At 50.6% G+C, this 15,213-nt stretch carries 14 protein-coding genes and 1 pseudogene; 4 read left to right on the top strand and 11 right to left on the bottom strand.

From position 1 onward, the window contains the following. Nucleotides 1-324: 324 nt before the first annotated feature. A complete protein-coding gene (locus tag HMPREF3168_RS05460) occupies nt 325-1,446 on the bottom strand; it encodes an aminopeptidase P family protein (protein ID WP_003621850.1) in 1,122 nt (373 codons plus the stop codon). A 263-nt stretch (nt 1,447-1,709) separates the two neighbouring features. Between HMPREF3168_RS05460 and HMPREF3168_RS05455 the strand changes: the two genes are divergently transcribed. Genes HMPREF3168_RS05455 through HMPREF3168_RS05440 form a run of 4 tightly spaced genes read left to right on the top strand, consistent with a single transcriptional unit; the run spans nt 1,710 to nt 3,698 of the window. Then, a complete protein-coding gene (locus tag HMPREF3168_RS05455; RefSeq protein ID WP_016396782.1) occupies nt 1,710-2,141 on the top strand; it encodes a hypothetical protein in 432 nt (143 codons plus the stop codon). Continuing rightward, the gene (locus tag HMPREF3168_RS10680) at nt 2,129-3,232 is read left to right on the top strand and encodes a GGDEF domain-containing protein (RefSeq protein WP_051975806.1); all 1,104 of its coding nucleotides are present in this window, start codon (nt 2,129-2,131) and stop codon (nt 3,230-3,232) included. The genes HMPREF3168_RS05455 and HMPREF3168_RS10680 overlap by 13 nt, the downstream gene beginning before the upstream one ends. Then, nucleotides 3,226-3,519: a hypothetical protein gene (locus tag HMPREF3168_RS10675; RefSeq protein WP_013440020.1), complete on the top strand. Its 294-nt coding sequence runs from the start codon at nt 3,226-3,228 to the stop codon at nt 3,517-3,519. Before HMPREF3168_RS10680 ends, HMPREF3168_RS10675 begins: the two co-directional genes overlap by 7 nt. Next, nucleotides 3,516-3,698, top strand: a complete 183-nt coding sequence (locus HMPREF3168_RS05440) for a GGDEF domain-containing protein (RefSeq protein ID WP_003615832.1) — start codon at nt 3,516-3,518, stop codon at nt 3,696-3,698. Before HMPREF3168_RS10675 ends, HMPREF3168_RS05440 begins: the two co-directional genes overlap by 4 nt. A 91-nt stretch (nt 3,699-3,789) precedes the next feature. Here the strand turns inward: HMPREF3168_RS05440 and HMPREF3168_RS05435 are convergent, their stop codons facing one another. The 10 genes and pseudogenes from HMPREF3168_RS05435 to HMPREF3168_RS05390 form a co-directional block, all read right to left on the bottom strand. Further along, nucleotides 3,790-4,293, bottom strand: a complete 504-nt coding sequence (locus HMPREF3168_RS05435) for an ECF transporter S component (protein ID WP_070488895.1) — start codon at nt 4,291-4,293, stop codon at nt 3,790-3,792. A 175-nt stretch (nt 4,294-4,468) separates the two neighbouring features. Beyond that, nucleotides 4,469-5,848: pseudogene (locus HMPREF3168_RS05430) on the bottom strand (aldehyde dehydrogenase family protein); the annotation flags it as partial. 429 nt (nt 5,849-6,277) lie between these two features. Beyond that, complete coding sequence (locus HMPREF3168_RS05425; protein ID WP_016396785.1) at nt 6,278-7,105, bottom strand: energy-coupling factor transporter transmembrane component T family protein; 828 nt, start codon at nt 7,103-7,105, stop codon at nt 6,278-6,280. Beyond that, nucleotides 7,098-8,816 (bottom strand): ABC transporter ATP-binding protein, encoded by a 1,719-nt coding sequence (locus tag HMPREF3168_RS05420; RefSeq protein WP_035172424.1) that lies wholly within the window; start codon nt 8,814-8,816, stop codon nt 7,098-7,100. The genes HMPREF3168_RS05425 and HMPREF3168_RS05420 overlap by 8 nt, the downstream gene beginning before the upstream one ends. A gap of 11 nt (nt 8,817-8,827) precedes the next feature. Further along, on the bottom strand, nt 8,828-9,388 hold the full coding sequence (locus HMPREF3168_RS05415; protein ID WP_035162566.1) for an ECF-type riboflavin transporter substrate-binding protein: 561 nt from the start codon (nt 9,386-9,388) through the stop codon (nt 8,828-8,830). A 23-nt stretch (nt 9,389-9,411) separates the two neighbouring features. Next, a complete protein-coding gene (locus HMPREF3168_RS05410; RefSeq protein WP_002876384.1) occupies nt 9,412-10,263 on the bottom strand; it encodes an SAM hydrolase/SAM-dependent halogenase family protein in 852 nt (283 codons plus the stop codon). 203 nt (nt 10,264-10,466) lie between these two features. Beyond that, entirely contained in the window at nt 10,467-11,855 is a 1,389-nt protein-coding gene (locus HMPREF3168_RS05405; protein ID WP_070488892.1) for an amino acid permease, read from the bottom strand. 107 nt (nt 11,856-11,962) lie between these two features. Beyond that, nucleotides 11,963-13,741, bottom strand: coding sequence for a DUF6449 domain-containing protein (locus tag HMPREF3168_RS05400; protein WP_035162562.1), 1,779 nt, complete (start codon nt 13,739-13,741; stop codon nt 11,963-11,965). After that, nucleotides 13,713-14,618, bottom strand: a complete 906-nt coding sequence (locus tag HMPREF3168_RS05395) for an ABC transporter ATP-binding protein (protein WP_035162560.1) — start codon at nt 14,616-14,618, stop codon at nt 13,713-13,715. Before HMPREF3168_RS05395 ends, HMPREF3168_RS05400 begins: the two co-directional genes overlap by 29 nt. Beyond that, nucleotides 14,605-14,979, bottom strand: coding sequence for a GntR family transcriptional regulator (locus tag HMPREF3168_RS05390; protein ID WP_003611829.1), 375 nt, complete (start codon nt 14,977-14,979; stop codon nt 14,605-14,607). Before HMPREF3168_RS05390 ends, HMPREF3168_RS05395 begins: the two co-directional genes overlap by 14 nt. Between the last annotated feature and the right edge of the window lie 234 nt (nt 14,980-15,213).

Below are 15,213 nucleotides of genomic sequence, written 5' to 3'. Positions count from 1 at the left end.
GTATTTACACAAGAATTTATACTGAACCCATTTTTCACCTCACTAGCACACCCCTTACCTTTTAGGTTAAAAACATATTTAAAATAGCAGCATTTCTCATTGTATTGTCAATTAAATTTCGTAAATTTCGGTTTTTTAAGCTTCTGTCATTCAAGGTGATCGCCTACTTATCGCCAAATTTTTTCAGAGCCTTTCATTGCAATATACAGTCCGTATAAATTAGAGATTTGTTTGCTTGCTCTTTCTTTTTGAAAGAAAAAAGGCCATGCTCAAACACAAAAAGTGTTTGGGTATGACCAAATAGCTCACTTTTTAACTGTTTCCTCACAAAAGCAACAAATCTTTCCTGGTCTTGGTAAAGGGGTGGAAGCCGTCTTCACCCAGCCAGCCGCAGTCCTCGATTCTGACGCCGCCAACACCCGGCAAATAGATCCCCGGTTCAATGGAAAAGCACATCCCTGCTTCCAGCTTCTGCTTGCTTCCCGGCTCCAGATTCACCGGCTCATGGACCTGCATCCCAATCCCGTGACCCAAGCGGTGGGTAAAGTACTGCCCGTAGCCCGCTTCTTCGATAACCCCACGGGCCACCTGGTCCAGCTCACCTGCCGTCATCCCTGGTCTGGCCGCCCTAGCGGCCGTTTCCTGGGCTAGCCGGACCGTCTCATAGATTTCCCACTTTGCCGGGCTGATTTCGCCCAGGGCCACCGTCCTGCTGACATCTGAAGCATAGCCGTCCTTCATGATCCCCAAGTCAAAAATCACTATGTCCCCGGCTTGAACCCCCTTTTGGCTGGGCAGGCCGCTGATACTGGCCGCGCTTTCCCCGGCCTGGACAATCAATGGAAAGCTCAAGTCCCCCATCCCCTTTTTCTTCAGCTGGTAGTCCAGTTCAAGGGCCAGCTCGCTTTCACTCATCCCCTGCCCCGCTTTTAAAAGGGCAAAAGCCAAGTCCAGGGCCTGGTCAGCCAGCCTGCCAGCCGCCTGCAGCTTTTCAATTTCCGCCGGCGACTTGATCATCCGTTGTCTGGCCAGCCAGGTAGAAATGTCTGCTGCCAAATTTGCTTCCGGGAAAACTTCCTTAATCGCCCGGTAGTGGCTGAGGGTCACTGCCCGCGCTTCCAGGGCCCAAAATCCTTTTGGCCAGGCGGTCATTCTCTTTTTTGCCTTCTCCCAAGGATTCTCCCCGTCTTGGTAAAAGCAGGCCCGGTCCGCCCAAGAAGTCTGCTTGACTTCTCCTTCATTGATCGCCGGAGCCAGCAAGAGGGCCTGGCCTGTTCTGGATACCAGCAGGGCGAAGACCCGTTCCTCCGTCCAGCTGCTGTAGCCCGTCAGGTAGGCAATGTCCACTGGCTCTGCCACATAGGCCAGGTCAATGCCTTTTTCATCCAAGTAGGACGTTAAGGCTGCCAAATGCTCTTCCCAGGTTAATTTTCTTTCTTCTTTCATGCTTTTTCACTCCCAAGAAAGTGTTCTTGCTCTATTTTCATATTCCTTTCCTTTTTCTAGGCTTTTTTAATGAATTAGCTAGGCAAAGCCACTAGATCATAATATAATTTCTATCAAATCAAAAAATCATTCTATTGATCTATTTTTTGGATTTTGGGGAAACAAAATTTTTGCATCATAAGCACTTATTTATTAGAAAATAACTATTAACTTAAGCTGATAATAACCCACTTGATTATCCTTCAATCAATTAAGGAATAACTATGGCAGAAGCCCTTTACCAATTTACCGATCAAGAACGCGCCCTATATGAGAAAACACCCCTGCCGCTTTTAGTTATGCAGGTCATCGACGGGGAGTACCATGCCTTGCTGGCTTCTGACGAATACTGCAAGATGGTTGGCTCTGACCGGGAGTCCATGCTGGAATACCTCAACCACCACAGCTTTGGCCGGGTCTACCCGGCTGACGTTGTCCGCCTGGCAACTTTTTCAGCTTCAGCTGTCAAATATCCCCAATGCCACTTGACCTACCGCCTGTCCATCAAGGGCGAATACCACACCCTTTTTGCCCACTCAAAGCGGATCAAGACTGAGGACGGCACAATCCTTTTGCTGGTTACCTACTTTGACCTGGGCAAGACCAGAGCCAGCAGACCAAGAAGCAAAGTGAATCCCCCAACATGGACCTGCTGACGGGCATGCCCAATGTCAGCTACTTTAGCAAGTTCGGGGATGACTTTTTAAGAAAGCTCTTAAAGCGGGCCGGGCAAGTTGACGTTATCTACTTCGACATCTCCTCCCTGCACTCTTACAACGACCACTTTGGCTTCTTGCAGGGGAACCAGCTTATCAAGAAGTGCGGGGAAATCATCCGGGCCAGTTTCCAGGAAGGGCTGACCCTGCGCTATGTCGACAACTCCATCTTGACCATCACTGCTCCCAGCCAGCTCAAGAAGCTGCTGCCGGAGATCCAGAAGAAAGTCGCGGTTTTTTCCGCTGACAAGGTCACGACCGTCAGAGCCGGCGTCTACCAGGTCAAGGAAATGGAACCAGCCACCAGCGCCGTCGACAAGGCTTACCAGGTCTACAACACATCCGTCAAGAAGCCCTTTGAGATGCAGGACTACTTGATGGGCCACTTTGAAGAAGCCCTCAGCCAGAACTGGCTCAAGGTCTACTACCAGCCGATTTTCAACCTCTATTCTAAGAAAATCTGCAACTTTGAAGCCGTCTCCCGCTGGCAGGAACCAGGCGAGCCGGCTTTAAAGGCCAGCCGCTTTATCCCAGTTCTGGAAAGAAGCGGCCTGGTCTACCAGCTGGACCTCCATGTCTTAGACCATGTCTGCCAGCTGCTGAACCAAAGACGGGCCGACAACCTGCCAACCATTCCGGTATCCATCAACCTCTCGCCTAGCAACTTCAACATCGACAGTTTCATCGACCAAGTTCTCGGGATCACCCAGAAATACCAGATCCCCCACAACATGATCCAGTTTGACCTGCTGGCCCAACCAGTCGCGGTTGACCAGCAGCGGCTGAAGGACGCGGCGGCCAACTTGCGGAAACAAGGATTCAGGATCTGCCTGGACCGCTATGGCGGGGAAAACAACGACTTGTCAACGGAAACCCTGCTGGAATACAATTTCGACTATCTTAAAGTCGACGTCCGCAGCTTCAATACCAACCGGCAAAGGGCCAAGATCATCCTGGGTTCCGTCATCAACATGTCCCGCCTGCTCAAGATCGTCCCGGTCGTCAGGGGGTTGAGGACCAGGCCATGCTGACTCAGGGGCGGCTTTTGGCTAAAGAAATGCCGGAAGAAGAACTGAGCCAGGAAAGAGATAACTTTGAAAGCGTTGAAGAAAGAGCCCTTTTCTCTGGCTTCAACCACATCAACGTCCTGGATCCCTACTTGGAAACCCGGGACCGGCTGGACAACAACTTTGAGAATCCCCGGCCTAATTCCATCTTCATCGTCCAAAGCCAGCAGGCCAAGCTGGTCTACTGCAACAGTGCCTTCCGCTCCTGGACCGGCTGCGCAGGAATGACCAAAAGGTCCGGGAATACTTGAAACAGGTCAAGATTCTGGACTTGAAGTTTGACATCCATATTTCTGCCGGCTATGTCTATGGCCAGGCTCAGACCCCAGACGAGGTCTACGAAATGATCCGGGAAGCCGACCGCATGCTCTACCAGAGCAAGGACAATGTCCGCAACCAGATCAGCGGCGGGCCTTCGCGCTATAATTAGCCTTCTATTTAACTGAATGAGCATTAAAAAATCCACCCATCTGGGTGGATTTTTGCTTGCAGTGCTTTCTGTATTTCTTTTTTCTCCCTGTTTACCGCAAGCGGTGTTGGAACTGCTTTTCGATGCCGGCATGGTAGACCAGGTTGTAGCCTAAGCCCGCCCCAACGGCTGCCTGCAGGCATTCAAAAGGAAACTTGACCAGGGAGATGGCCGGGGTCGCGTAAATAAAGGCCCGGCCTAAAGTGTAGCCAGTTACCATCACGGCGGCGCCGATAAAGATGCCCAAGATGACCTTCTTTTGCTCGCCAGCAAACTTGTGGGCAAAGTAAGAGATGATCAAGGCTTCAAAGCCGTGGGAGAAGAGGCTGACGAACATGGGTGCCGGGTAGAAAAGGAAGTCGCCCAAGAAGGCCCCTACTCCGCCGACCACGAAGGCCTCTGATGGGTACAGCAGCAAGGCCGCGGCGATGATGACCACGTCGTTGAAGTAGAGGTGGCCGCCTGGGACAGGGATACTGAATGAAGACAAGGCAACGTTCATCGCCATCAAAACGGCGACGACGGTGGTTCTTTTGACTGACCATGATTTTTGCATGTGATTTCCCTCCGGCTTGTAACTTTGCTTTCTATTTTAGCACTTTTTCAGTATTTTTTGAGTTTTTTTCTTACAAAAAAGAAGAAATAAAAAGCCAAGGCGATGGCCTCAGCTTAGCTAATTTAAGACATGGATTCTTGCTTTTTAATGACGGTATTTTTTATAAGATTGGCTTTCTTCTCATGGCCACGGTCTTGATGTTCAAGAGGTCCTTGGCGGTGATGTTGTGAGAAACTGAGTTAGCCCCGTATGAGCCGGTTCCCAGGGTCAAGGATGGCATCATGTTGTTGTAGACCCCGCCGATCCCGCCAAGGGCAGCCGGGCTGTTGACCAGGATACGGCAGGCAGACATGGCGAAGGCAAACTTGCGGATAACCTTGCTGTTTTGGGTGTGGATGCCGGCAGTGTGGCCCCGGCCGCCGTAGTTCAAGAGGTCGGTGCAGATCTTGAAGGCCTGGGCACTGTTTTCCGCCTTGTAGAGGGTGAAGACCGGGGACAGCTTTTCAGCTGACAATGGGTACTTCGGGCCAACCCCGCTGTATTCAGCCACGATGACTTGGGTGTCGGCAGGCACGGTCACCCCGCACATTTCAGCGATCTTGACCGCGCTCTTGCCGGCCATCGGGCCAGCGACTGTCCCCCGGCGGGGGTCGATGAAGTGTTCTTCAAAGAGCTTGATTTCGTCAGCCTTTAAGAAGTAGCAGTGGCGCTTTAAGAAGGCTTCCTTGACTTGGTCATAGACCTCCTTGTCAACGACAACGGAGTTTTCTGAGGCACAGATCATCCCGTTGTCAAAAGTCTTGGACAAGACGATGTCGTTAACTGACTGTTCAATGTCCGCTGTCTTTTCGATGTAGGACGGGCCGTTGCCTGGGCCCACGCCCAGAGCCGGCTTGCCAGTTGAGTAGGCGGCCTTGACCATGCCTGGGCCGCCAGTGGCCAAGACTATCTGCACCTTTGGGTTGTTCATCAAAGCCGTCGTGGCCGTGAGGCTTGGGTGTTCGATCCATTGGATCCAGTTTTCCGGTGCCCCGGCGGCAACCGTGGCTTCCTTAATCAGCTTGGCTGTTTCCACGCAGCATTTTTGGGCTTGCGGGTGGAAGCCGAAGATGATGGTGTTCTTGCTCTTCATGGCGATCATAGCCTTGAAGATAACCGTGGAAGTCGGGTTGGTGACTGGCGTTACCCCGGCGATGACCCCGATCGGTTCAGCAATCTTCATCAAGCCTTCCTGCTTGTCTTCTTCGATCACCCCGACCGTCTTCATATCCTTCATGCTTTCCCAGATAGTCTGGGCAGCATAGGTGTTCTTGGTCACCTTGTCTTCGACCTTGCCCCGGCCAGTTTCGTCAACTGCCATTTGGGCCAAGTAGCGGGCATTGTCTTCACCGACTTTTTCAATGACTTGACAAAGCTTGTCCACGTCTTCCTGGCTGAAGTCGTCCATCTGGGCTAAGGCTTCATGTGATTTATTAACCAAAATATCGATATTGTGGTAGATTTCGTCTTCAGTTCGAACTGACTTTTCCACTTCTGTGGTGCTTTGCTTAGGCATTCTCTCGTCTCCTGCTTCTTGCTTGTTTCTTGTGATCAATTTCTCAATTACTACTATAACAACATTTAGAAAAAAGAAAAGAGGGTAAAATCCCCCTTTCTTAATGACACAAGAAGCTGCTTTTCCCTTATGTTTTGCCTTATTAGCGATGTAAGCGATAACCGCCTTTTGTTATTGTGAATAAATTATTTTATATATCTTTTCCACTTTTACAAAAGATAGCGATTTCTGTCACAAAAGTTAAAAGGCGATTTTTCCAGCTTTTTCGCCGATAAAAAACAGATTTGCTTGCCTGTATTCTCCTTTTTTCACTAAAAAAGACACGGTAAAAGGCCTTTTAGCAGTTCAGTAACCTTTTCACTTACTCTCTGTTTTTAAGTTAATTTTTGACAGATAAAAAGGACTCAAACGAGTCCTGAAATTTATCTTCTACTTAAAAGGGTTGTAAAAGCGGCCCTGGTTCAGATGCCAGAAGTAGAGCATCAAGAGAACCAGCAAAACTGCCACCCCCAAGCTCAGCCAGTCGCTGGCTTTAAGCTTTTGGGAAGTGTACCAGGTCCGCTTCTTCTTGGAGCCAAACCGGCGCAGTTCCATGGCCGTGGAGATCACCGTGATCCGGTCTAAACTGGACAGAATCAAAGGCATGACGATATTGACCGTCCCCTTGGCCCGGTCAGCCAGCTTGGCCTTCTTGGAAATCTCATTCCCCCGGGCCTGCTGGGCATGGGAAATCTCCCAGTAGCTTTCCTGGATGTCTGGAATATAGCGCAGGGCCAGGGAAAAGGCATAAGAGAAGCGGTAGCTGATCCCAATCTGGTTCAGACTGGAAGCAAACTGGCTGGGATTGGTCGTCAATAAGAACAAGATTGTAATCGGCACGGCACAGATATACTTGAGCAGCAAGTTGAAGAGGTAAAAAGTCTCCTCAGCCGTTAAAGCAAAAAAGCCACTGCCCAGCAGGACGTGCTTGCTGCCATAGAGGTCCGCCCCGTAGCTGGGCTGAAAGACATAAACCAAGATCAAGTTCAAGACCGCGAAAATTATGATCAAGTTGACCACAACTGACACCTGCCCCCACTTGACCTGGGAAACCTTGAACAAGACCAGGGACAAAAGGCACATGATCAGTAAAAAGCGGGTGTCATAAGTCACCATGCAGGCCACCGAAGTAATAATTAAGAACAAAAGCTTGGTGGTCGCGCTCAAGCGGTGGACAAAGGTCTTCCCCGGCGTATAGCCTAAAACTGCATCATTCATTAGCGTTTTCCCCCAATCTTTCCCGTTCATAAGCCGCGAACTTGCAGGCAAAGCCCTCCGGATCTGGCAAGCCGTAATGCTGGGCCAGGTCAAAGAGGCTGACCTGCCGCAAAGAAGCCTGCTCGACCAGCTTTTCATCAGTCAAGAGCGCAACCGGCGTGGTGTCGGCAATCAAACGTCCCTTGGCAAAAACAAGTGACCGGTCAGTGTATTCCATCATCAAGTGCATGTCATGGGTGATGATTATGATCGTCTTGCCAGCTGCATTTAATTTCTGCAAGAAGGACATGATTTCCGTGTAGGTCTTCCAGTCCTGGCCAGCTGTTGGTTCATCCAGAATCAACAAGTCCGGTTCCAGGACCAAAATCGCCGCGATCGTGACCCGCTTCTTTTGCCCAAAGCTGAGGGCGGAAACCGGCCAGTTTCTGAATGGGTAGAGGCCGCAGATCTTAAGAACCTTGCCCACCCTTTCCTTGACCTCGTCTTCTGGTACTTTCCGCAAGCGCAAGCCCAGGGCTACTTCGTCAAATATCATGGTCTGGCTGATCATCTGGTTGGGATCCTGCATCACGTAGCCGATCTTGTCCGCCCGCTCCTTGATGGACAAGCCGGCCATGTCCTCGCCTTGCCAGGCAATCTCGCCCGTGTTTTGCAAAAAGCCGCAGATCAAGCGGCAGAGGGTGGTCTTCCCCGCCCCGTTTTGCCCGACGATGGAGATGAAGTCCCCTTCCTTGATGACGGTATTAACGTCCTTTAAAGGGTATTTTTGGTCGGCGCTGTAGGCAAAGCCAACATTTTTCAAGGTCAAGAGCTCCTTACCAGCTGCCTTTTCTGCCGGCAACTGGTAGCTGTTTTGCCAGGCCAAAAGCTTGTCTTTGGCATCCCTCTCAACCGGCAAAGCTTCCAGCGGGGTCAGCTTTTCAAGCTTATTCAAATCAATCCCAGCCGTCTTCATGGTGTCCAGGTAAAGAGGATTTCTGACCCCGACAGCCTCCAGGCGGTCAGCCTTGAGCAGGTCATCCGGCTTTTGGTCAGCTAAAATCCGGCCATCATCAACCAGGACGATCCGGTCTACTTCCTCAGCCAGGACTTCTTCCAGGCGGTGCTCGATGATGATGACCGTGGCCCTGAACTTCTTCTGCATCTGGTCGATGAGGCGCATGGTCTTGTAGCCAGAGGCCGGGTCCAGGTTGGCCAGGGGTTCGTCAAAGAGCAGGATCGGGGACTCGTCAACCAAGACCCCAGCCAGGGCCACCCGCTGCTTCTGTCCACCCGACAAGCTCTGGGGAGCCTGCTTGAGCAAATCGCCCAAATCCAGCTCCTTGGCCCAGCGGTCTACCACCTGCTTCATTTTGTCCTGGGGCACGCAGTCATTTTCCAGGGAAAAAGCGATGTCTTCCCCGACCGTCAGGCCGATAAACTGGGCATCCGTATCCTGGAGAATGGTTGAAGTGGTAAAAGATAAGTCAAACAGGCCAGTCTGACTGATGTCCTTGCCATCAATCAAGCACTGGCCTGTGATCGTCCCTTTATCCAGGTTGGGAATCAATCCGTTCAAGCACTTGCCCAGGGTTGACTTGCCAGACCCTGAGGGCCCGGCCAGCAATACTTTTTCCCCCTGCTCAATCGTCAAATTGATATTGTGGAGGGTTGGCTCCTGCTGGCTGTCGTACTGAAAAGAAAAATCTCTAAACTGAATCAGACTTGTCATATATTAATTCCTTAATCCTTATGCAAACTGCCCTTCTTGACCCGGCTGCCGGCGTAAAGCTTGAGCAGGATGGTACCCAAAACCGCGATGGTCAAACCATCCATCAAGGTAGTCAGGCCGGCTTGGGCAAAGACCTTAGCCGCTGGTTCGCTGTTCAAGACCATGTCGCCCACGGCCCCCAAGAGGAACCAGACAATAGCGTTGGCCACGACCTGCACCACATTAAAGATCACCATTTCCTTAGCGCTGAATTCACCTTGGTCTATGTTGACGCGCAAAGCGTAGAGGCCGATGAAGAAGCCCAGGAAGCCGGCCGCGAAGTTCCAGTTCCACCAGGTCTGCCCGTACATCATCAAGTCCAAGAGGACGTGGCCGATGAAGCCGACCCCGAAGCCGACAGTTGGCCCGTAGATCATGGCAATCATGGCCAGGAAGGCGTAAACCAGTTCAAAGTTGGTGTTTGGCAGACCGCTTGGGATTGAGGCAAAACGGCCGACAATCACGAAAACGGCTGACCCGATCCCCAAGGCAGCGATGTTCTTAGGGCTTAACTTCCACATATACTTATTCATAAAAAATCTCTCCAATTCCTTTTTTACTTGTTAACCTTGCTGATCTTGACCTGCCAATCGGTCCCGGTGCCGATGTGGTGGACAGCGGCGAAGGATTCCTGGTTGAGGGCAATCCCGATGTTGACCAGGGAGTTGATGTAGACGAGTGGCTGGCCCAGGTTGACTTCCGCGAATGACCGCACGAAAGGGATGTGTTCCTGGTAGACGGCCACGTTCTGATGCAAGATGGTGACCAGCAGGCTGTCGCCCCGGTCGATGGACAGCTCTTTGACCATTTCCAGCGGAATGTTGGTCCATAAAGAACCAAAGCGGACGTCCAAAACGTCGATGGTGCCGACGGCCGTGTTGCCTTGCAGGCGGGGCTCGATCACCGGCAGAGTCACCAGGCTGTCAACTGGGACATCTTCGCCTAATTCTTCAAAAGCAACCTGCCCGCTGGCCAGCATGGCCCCGTTATAAGCGTAAACGTCCCGACCATGGAAGGTGTTGCTTTCCTGGGAGTGCGGCAGGCGGTTCTTGTTTTCATCGATCACCCGGACGGCTTCAACCCCTTCATACTTGTAGATATGGGTCAAAGTCCCGTTGTCTGGGGTGATGACGTAGTGACCGGAATTGGTCTTGACGGCGATTGACCGGCGGGCTGAGCCAACGCCTGGGTCAACGACAGAGACGAAGACCGTGTCTGCTGGCCAGTACTTGATGGTTTGGTAAAGCCGGTAAGAGGCGTTCCAAATGTCGTAAGGTGGGATTTCATGAGTTAAGTCAGAGACCTGGATGTCACTGGCAACCGTGTGGGCCACCCCGTGCATGGCGCTGACCGCCCCATCTACTAAACCAAAGTCTGTCTGCAGAACCAACATCTTATTATATGCCATCCGATTTCCGCCTTTCAATCGTTTTTAATTTTTAATATCTATTTAAGATACTCTCTTTACTAGGCAAAGTCAAGGAAAGTGTTCGACTTTTACAAAAATGTCTAGCTTTTCTCCCTTGTTTTTCCCGGTATTTTTGGAGAAAACCTAACATTACGCATAAAAAACAGCCATGACTCGGTCATGACTGTATGATTTATTTACTTTTATTTTCCGGCCCGCTTGTCCTTAACCCGCTGGTGGAAGTAACAGAAACTCCCAAAGAAGACGGCCCAGGCCGTGGCCAGGCTGGCCCCAAAGATGTCCGCCTTAACGAAGAAGAGGCTGAAGAAGATGACCAGGAAGAAGGCAATCGTCAATGGACTGGTTACCTGGTAAAAAGGCATCTTGAAGCCATCTTCCATAAAGTCACTGGACTTGCGGTACTTCCGGTGAGCCAGCAGGGCCAGGACGTAAACCAGGATTAAGATGTCACTGGTGGCCCCGGCGACCATGCTGAAAGCCTCAATTGCCGTGTTAGAGAAGCTGAGAATTGGCGCGATCAGGGCGAATAAAACTGAGATCGCGATCCCTCTTGCCGGTACCCCGTTTGGCGCAATCTTGGCAAATTTTTCTTTCAGCCAGCTTCCCTTTTTAGCTTCTTGCGCTAATTGGAAGAAGTGCCGGCCAGCTGAGAAGATGGTTGAGTTCAAGGCTGAAGCCGCGCTGGTCAAAACCACGAAGTTCAGAACTGAAGCCGCGGTAGTGAAGCCGGCTAACTGGAAGACCTGGACGAAAGGACTGCTTGAGGCAGACACTGACCGCCAGGGAACCACGCACATGATCACGGTCAAAGTCCCGATGTAGAAGATCAAGATTCTCAACAAGGTCTCGTTGACCGCCTTTTTGATCACCTGGTGGGGATCTTCAGCTTCCCCGATCGTGATAGTCACGAATTCAATCCCGGCAAAGGAGAAGAAGACCATCGGGAAGGCGGTAAAGAAGGCGTAAGTGCCATTTGGCGCCAGCTTGAAGTTCTTGGTCAGGCTGGTTAAAGAAGCATAGCCAACCGGGGTTTTAACATGGGTTGCCACCAGGAAGACCCCGGTCAAGATCATGGAGATAATAGCGATGATCTTGATCATGGCAAACCAGAATTCCGTTTCCCCAAAGAGGCGGGCTGCCGTCAAGTTCATCAGGGTCAAGGCTCCTAGGAAGATCAGCTCAACCAGCCAAAGAGGCGCGTGCGGGAACCAGTACTGGAAGTAGGTCCCGACCGCTGTAAGTTCAGCCATACAGGCAAAGAGCAGGCCGATCCAGTAGGACCAGCCGGCGAAGTTGCCGGCTGCTGGCCCCAGGTATTTAGTAATAAATGAGACGAAGGTATGGTGGTTGGGGTCTGAGTAAAACATTTCTCCCAATGCCCGCAGCATGAAGAAGAAAAAGACCCCCATGAATGCATAAATCAAAATGACTGACGGTCCGGTGGCCGAGATCGTGCTGCCGGCCCCTAAGAAGAGACCAGTCCCGATCGTGCCCCCGATGGCAATCATCTGGACATGCCGGTTCGATAAGGACCGGAGCGTTCCGTCCGCGTTTTCGTGTCTTTTCGCCATCTGTCCTCCTAAATAATTAAAGCAACATTGATCTATAATTATTTTAATAATAGAGAGAATAGCCGGAAAAGTAAAGCTATTAAGCAAATTAGGCTGATTTTCACCCTTTAACCGAATTGATCTTCAAGATAAAAATCTAAGGGCTGTTGATACTCCAATTTAACTTTCTTTGCGGAATACAATTTGTTTTTCTTTAAGAAAGCAATTGTCTGACTGTAGTTGCTGTAAACCGGATAGTAGATCTTAGCCCGCTTGCCATTTGCCCGCGTCCAGGAAACCGCGACTTGGCCAATCGGCTTCTGCAGGCTGGCCTGCTGGTAGTCCCACTTGGCTAAGTCTTGCTTGTAGGCTGCCCGGAAGTCCTTGTAAAGCTGGCTGTCCTGGCGCTTGATCGTTTCCTTGCCATTTGTGTAGGTAAAGGACACGCTATCCAGATTGTCCATAATCATCTGGTCGTGGTAGATCTGGAAGTAAGCCTGCTTGTAAGCCTTGGTCTTGCTGATTGGTTCAAAGTATTTCTTCAGCGTCTTTCTATCCACATCATAGACCCTGGTCTTGACGCGGCCATTCTTCATTCTGAAGACGAAGCGCATCTGGACTGAATCTTCCCGTTCATGGGACCGGTTCTGAGTAAATTTGCTGCCGGCTTTAACCAGATTTATGAGGTCACTGTTTACCGGCAAATACATGTATTTCGCGGCATAATCGCTGGCGTCACCTTTAGCTGATTTTTTACCCATGTAATAGTTGGTATAGATGCCGTCATCCCGCGAAATTGCCACACTGGCTACTTGCTTGCTTGCAGGCAGCCAATCATCATAGCGCTTGGCCCCCCAAACCATGCCGGCCAAAATTGCTAAACCCGCCACGGTTAACAGCAAGCTCTGGACAAAATTATGCTTCCAGGCAGCCAGGTCAAACTTGTAGATGATTTCCATCAAGCTGGCAGTTATTAAACCAATGATCAGGGCACCAATAATGCCGCAAGCAAAGTTTAAGCCGATCATCGTGTAGCCAATGATCCCGCCAATTGCCGCGAAGTAGACAACCACGATGATCTTAACCACCTGTTCAATCCGGGCAAAAGCCACAGCTCTGCCTGCCTTTTCATTAGCCCGTTTCTGGTAAGCCCAGTAGGCTAAGGCCAGGTAAAGGACGGTCCAAAGCAGGTTAATCCCGATCCCCAGCCAGTGATTTGAGTTATAAACCTGAGTTGAAGGATTGGTGTATGCCAGCCAATCATGATTGTCATAGCCAGCCGTAGTTGCCAAGGTGGAATAGAAGATTGAATTCAGAAAAATCAAGCCAAATTCAAAGCAGGAGAAAAAGATCGTGGCTAAGCCAGCCACAAAGGTATTACCTGTGATCATCATGCTCAAAGAGGCGATAGCGTACCAGGCTGAAAAGGCAAAGAGGTCAGCCAGAAAGCCCCGCCAGACCTCACCGTCAGCCAGGAAATTAGCCCCACCTGCAGCCAAGATCAGCATTCCGGCCAGGAAAAAGAGCAAGTAAAGCAAGCTATAAATAAGCAAGCTGTTGACCGTAATTCCGATGAAGCGGGTCTTGCGGCTGACCGGCTGGCTCTCGTAATAGTCCACTTGCCGCGGCACGTGCAAGAAGCGAAAGCCTTCAAAGGCCAGGTAGATGCCGAAGATCCCGGCCATCGCAGCCGACATGCTCGTATTTTGAAAAATATAATATGTCCGGGCGTCATGCAGCAAGGAAGCCGTCTCAACATCTTTGTTGCTGATCAAAACCAGAATCGGCCCAACGATATAGAACATGGCCATGACCAAGATCGCCAAGACTACAGGTACTTTCCGGTGCCGCAGGATTTCTTTTTGCGGCAGACCGTGTTTATTTAAGGATAAGTTTGCGCGTGTCATAGCCAACTGCCTCCGCTTCTGCAATAAAGATTTCTTCCAAGGTCAACGGCAGGATTTCGAAGAAGGTCATCGGCACATGGTCAAAGACCGCCTCGACTTCGCTCCGGCTCCCCCGCACGACCAAAGTGTGCAGGCGGCCCCGGCTGCTGTGGTCAACCAGCTTCAGCTTGCCCAGGACTTCCTCCATGTCCCGGTCTTCCTTAAAGACGCACTGCAGCTTCTGGATTTCCAGTTTCATGTCGACCAAGTCTTCTGATAAAAGCAGACCGCCGCTGTGCAGGAAACCGATGTGGTCACAAATATCTTCCAATTCCCGCAAGTTGTGAGAGGCAATGATTGGAGTCAATTGCCGCCGGTCCATGTCTTCGGCAAAAAGGCTCTTCATGCTCTGCCGCATAACCGGGTCTAAGCCGTCAAAAACTTCGTCTAAGAGCAGGTACTTGGTGTTAGTACATAATCCTAGCAGGATCGCCAATTGCCGCTTCATGCCCTTAGAATAGTCGTGTATGCGGCGCTTTGGCTCTAAGCGAAAGTCCGCCAGCAGCCTGGCAAAACGTTCTTGGTCAAAGTCCTGGTAAACCGCCGCGTAATCCCTGGCCATAGACTCCGCTGTGGCATTTGGGAAGAAGTAGGGGTCATCTGGAATGAAGCAAAACTTTTTCTTTGCGGCTGGATTGTCATAAACTGGCAAGCCATCAATAGTGATATGCCCAGAAGTCGGCCGCAGGATGCCGGCGATCATCCGCAAGAGGGTGCTCTTGCCGGCCCCGTTGGTCCCGATCAAGCCAAAGACCCGGTCTTCTTCAATGGTCAGGTTAAGGTTCTTAATGGCCTCTGTCTGCCCATAATCCTTGCTTAGTGCATCAATCTCGATCATCTTCTGCCGCCTCCTCCATGGCCTCAGCAAATAATTCCTGTGGATCCAGGCCTACTGCTTGAATCTCCTTAATTAAATCAATCATTTTCCCTTTCAGCTCTTCTTTTTGCTTGCTCTTCAGCGTTTCATTGGCCCGGACGAAATTCCCCCGGCCCTTGACGCTGTAAACGTATCCCTCCCGTTCCAGCGCGGCGTATGCCTTCTGCACTGTATTAGGGTTAGTCGACAATTCCATGGCCAACTTCCGCACAGACGGCAGCTGCTCATCTGGCAGCATGACTCCGGTCAGAATCAGCTGCTTGTACCTGTCCGCGATCTGCTGGTAAATCGGCCGGCTGTCCAAATAGTCAATAAAGTCCACTAGCTCGCTCCTTTCTAGCTGTCTCTACTGTACTATTTATTCTAGTACACCAAAGACAAATTGGCAAGTAATTAGCAAAAAGAAAATAGATTGTTTCTAAAGTAAAATAAGCAGTCAAGAAAATTTAGAAAGAAAAGAATAAGACAGAAAGAAAAAACAAATGCAAAGACAAAAAAGAAGCAGGTGGATACCTGCTTCTCAGTGACGGTCCATGCGGGATTTGAACCCGCGATC

It is taken from the genome of Lactobacillus sp. HMSC08B12, from assembly GCF_001808415.1.
Lineage (GTDB): Bacteria > Bacillota > Bacilli > Lactobacillales > Lactobacillaceae > Lactobacillus > Lactobacillus delbrueckii.
Note: the sequence above shows the minus strand (reverse complement) of the source record. Positions and strands in the feature narration are given on the sequence as shown.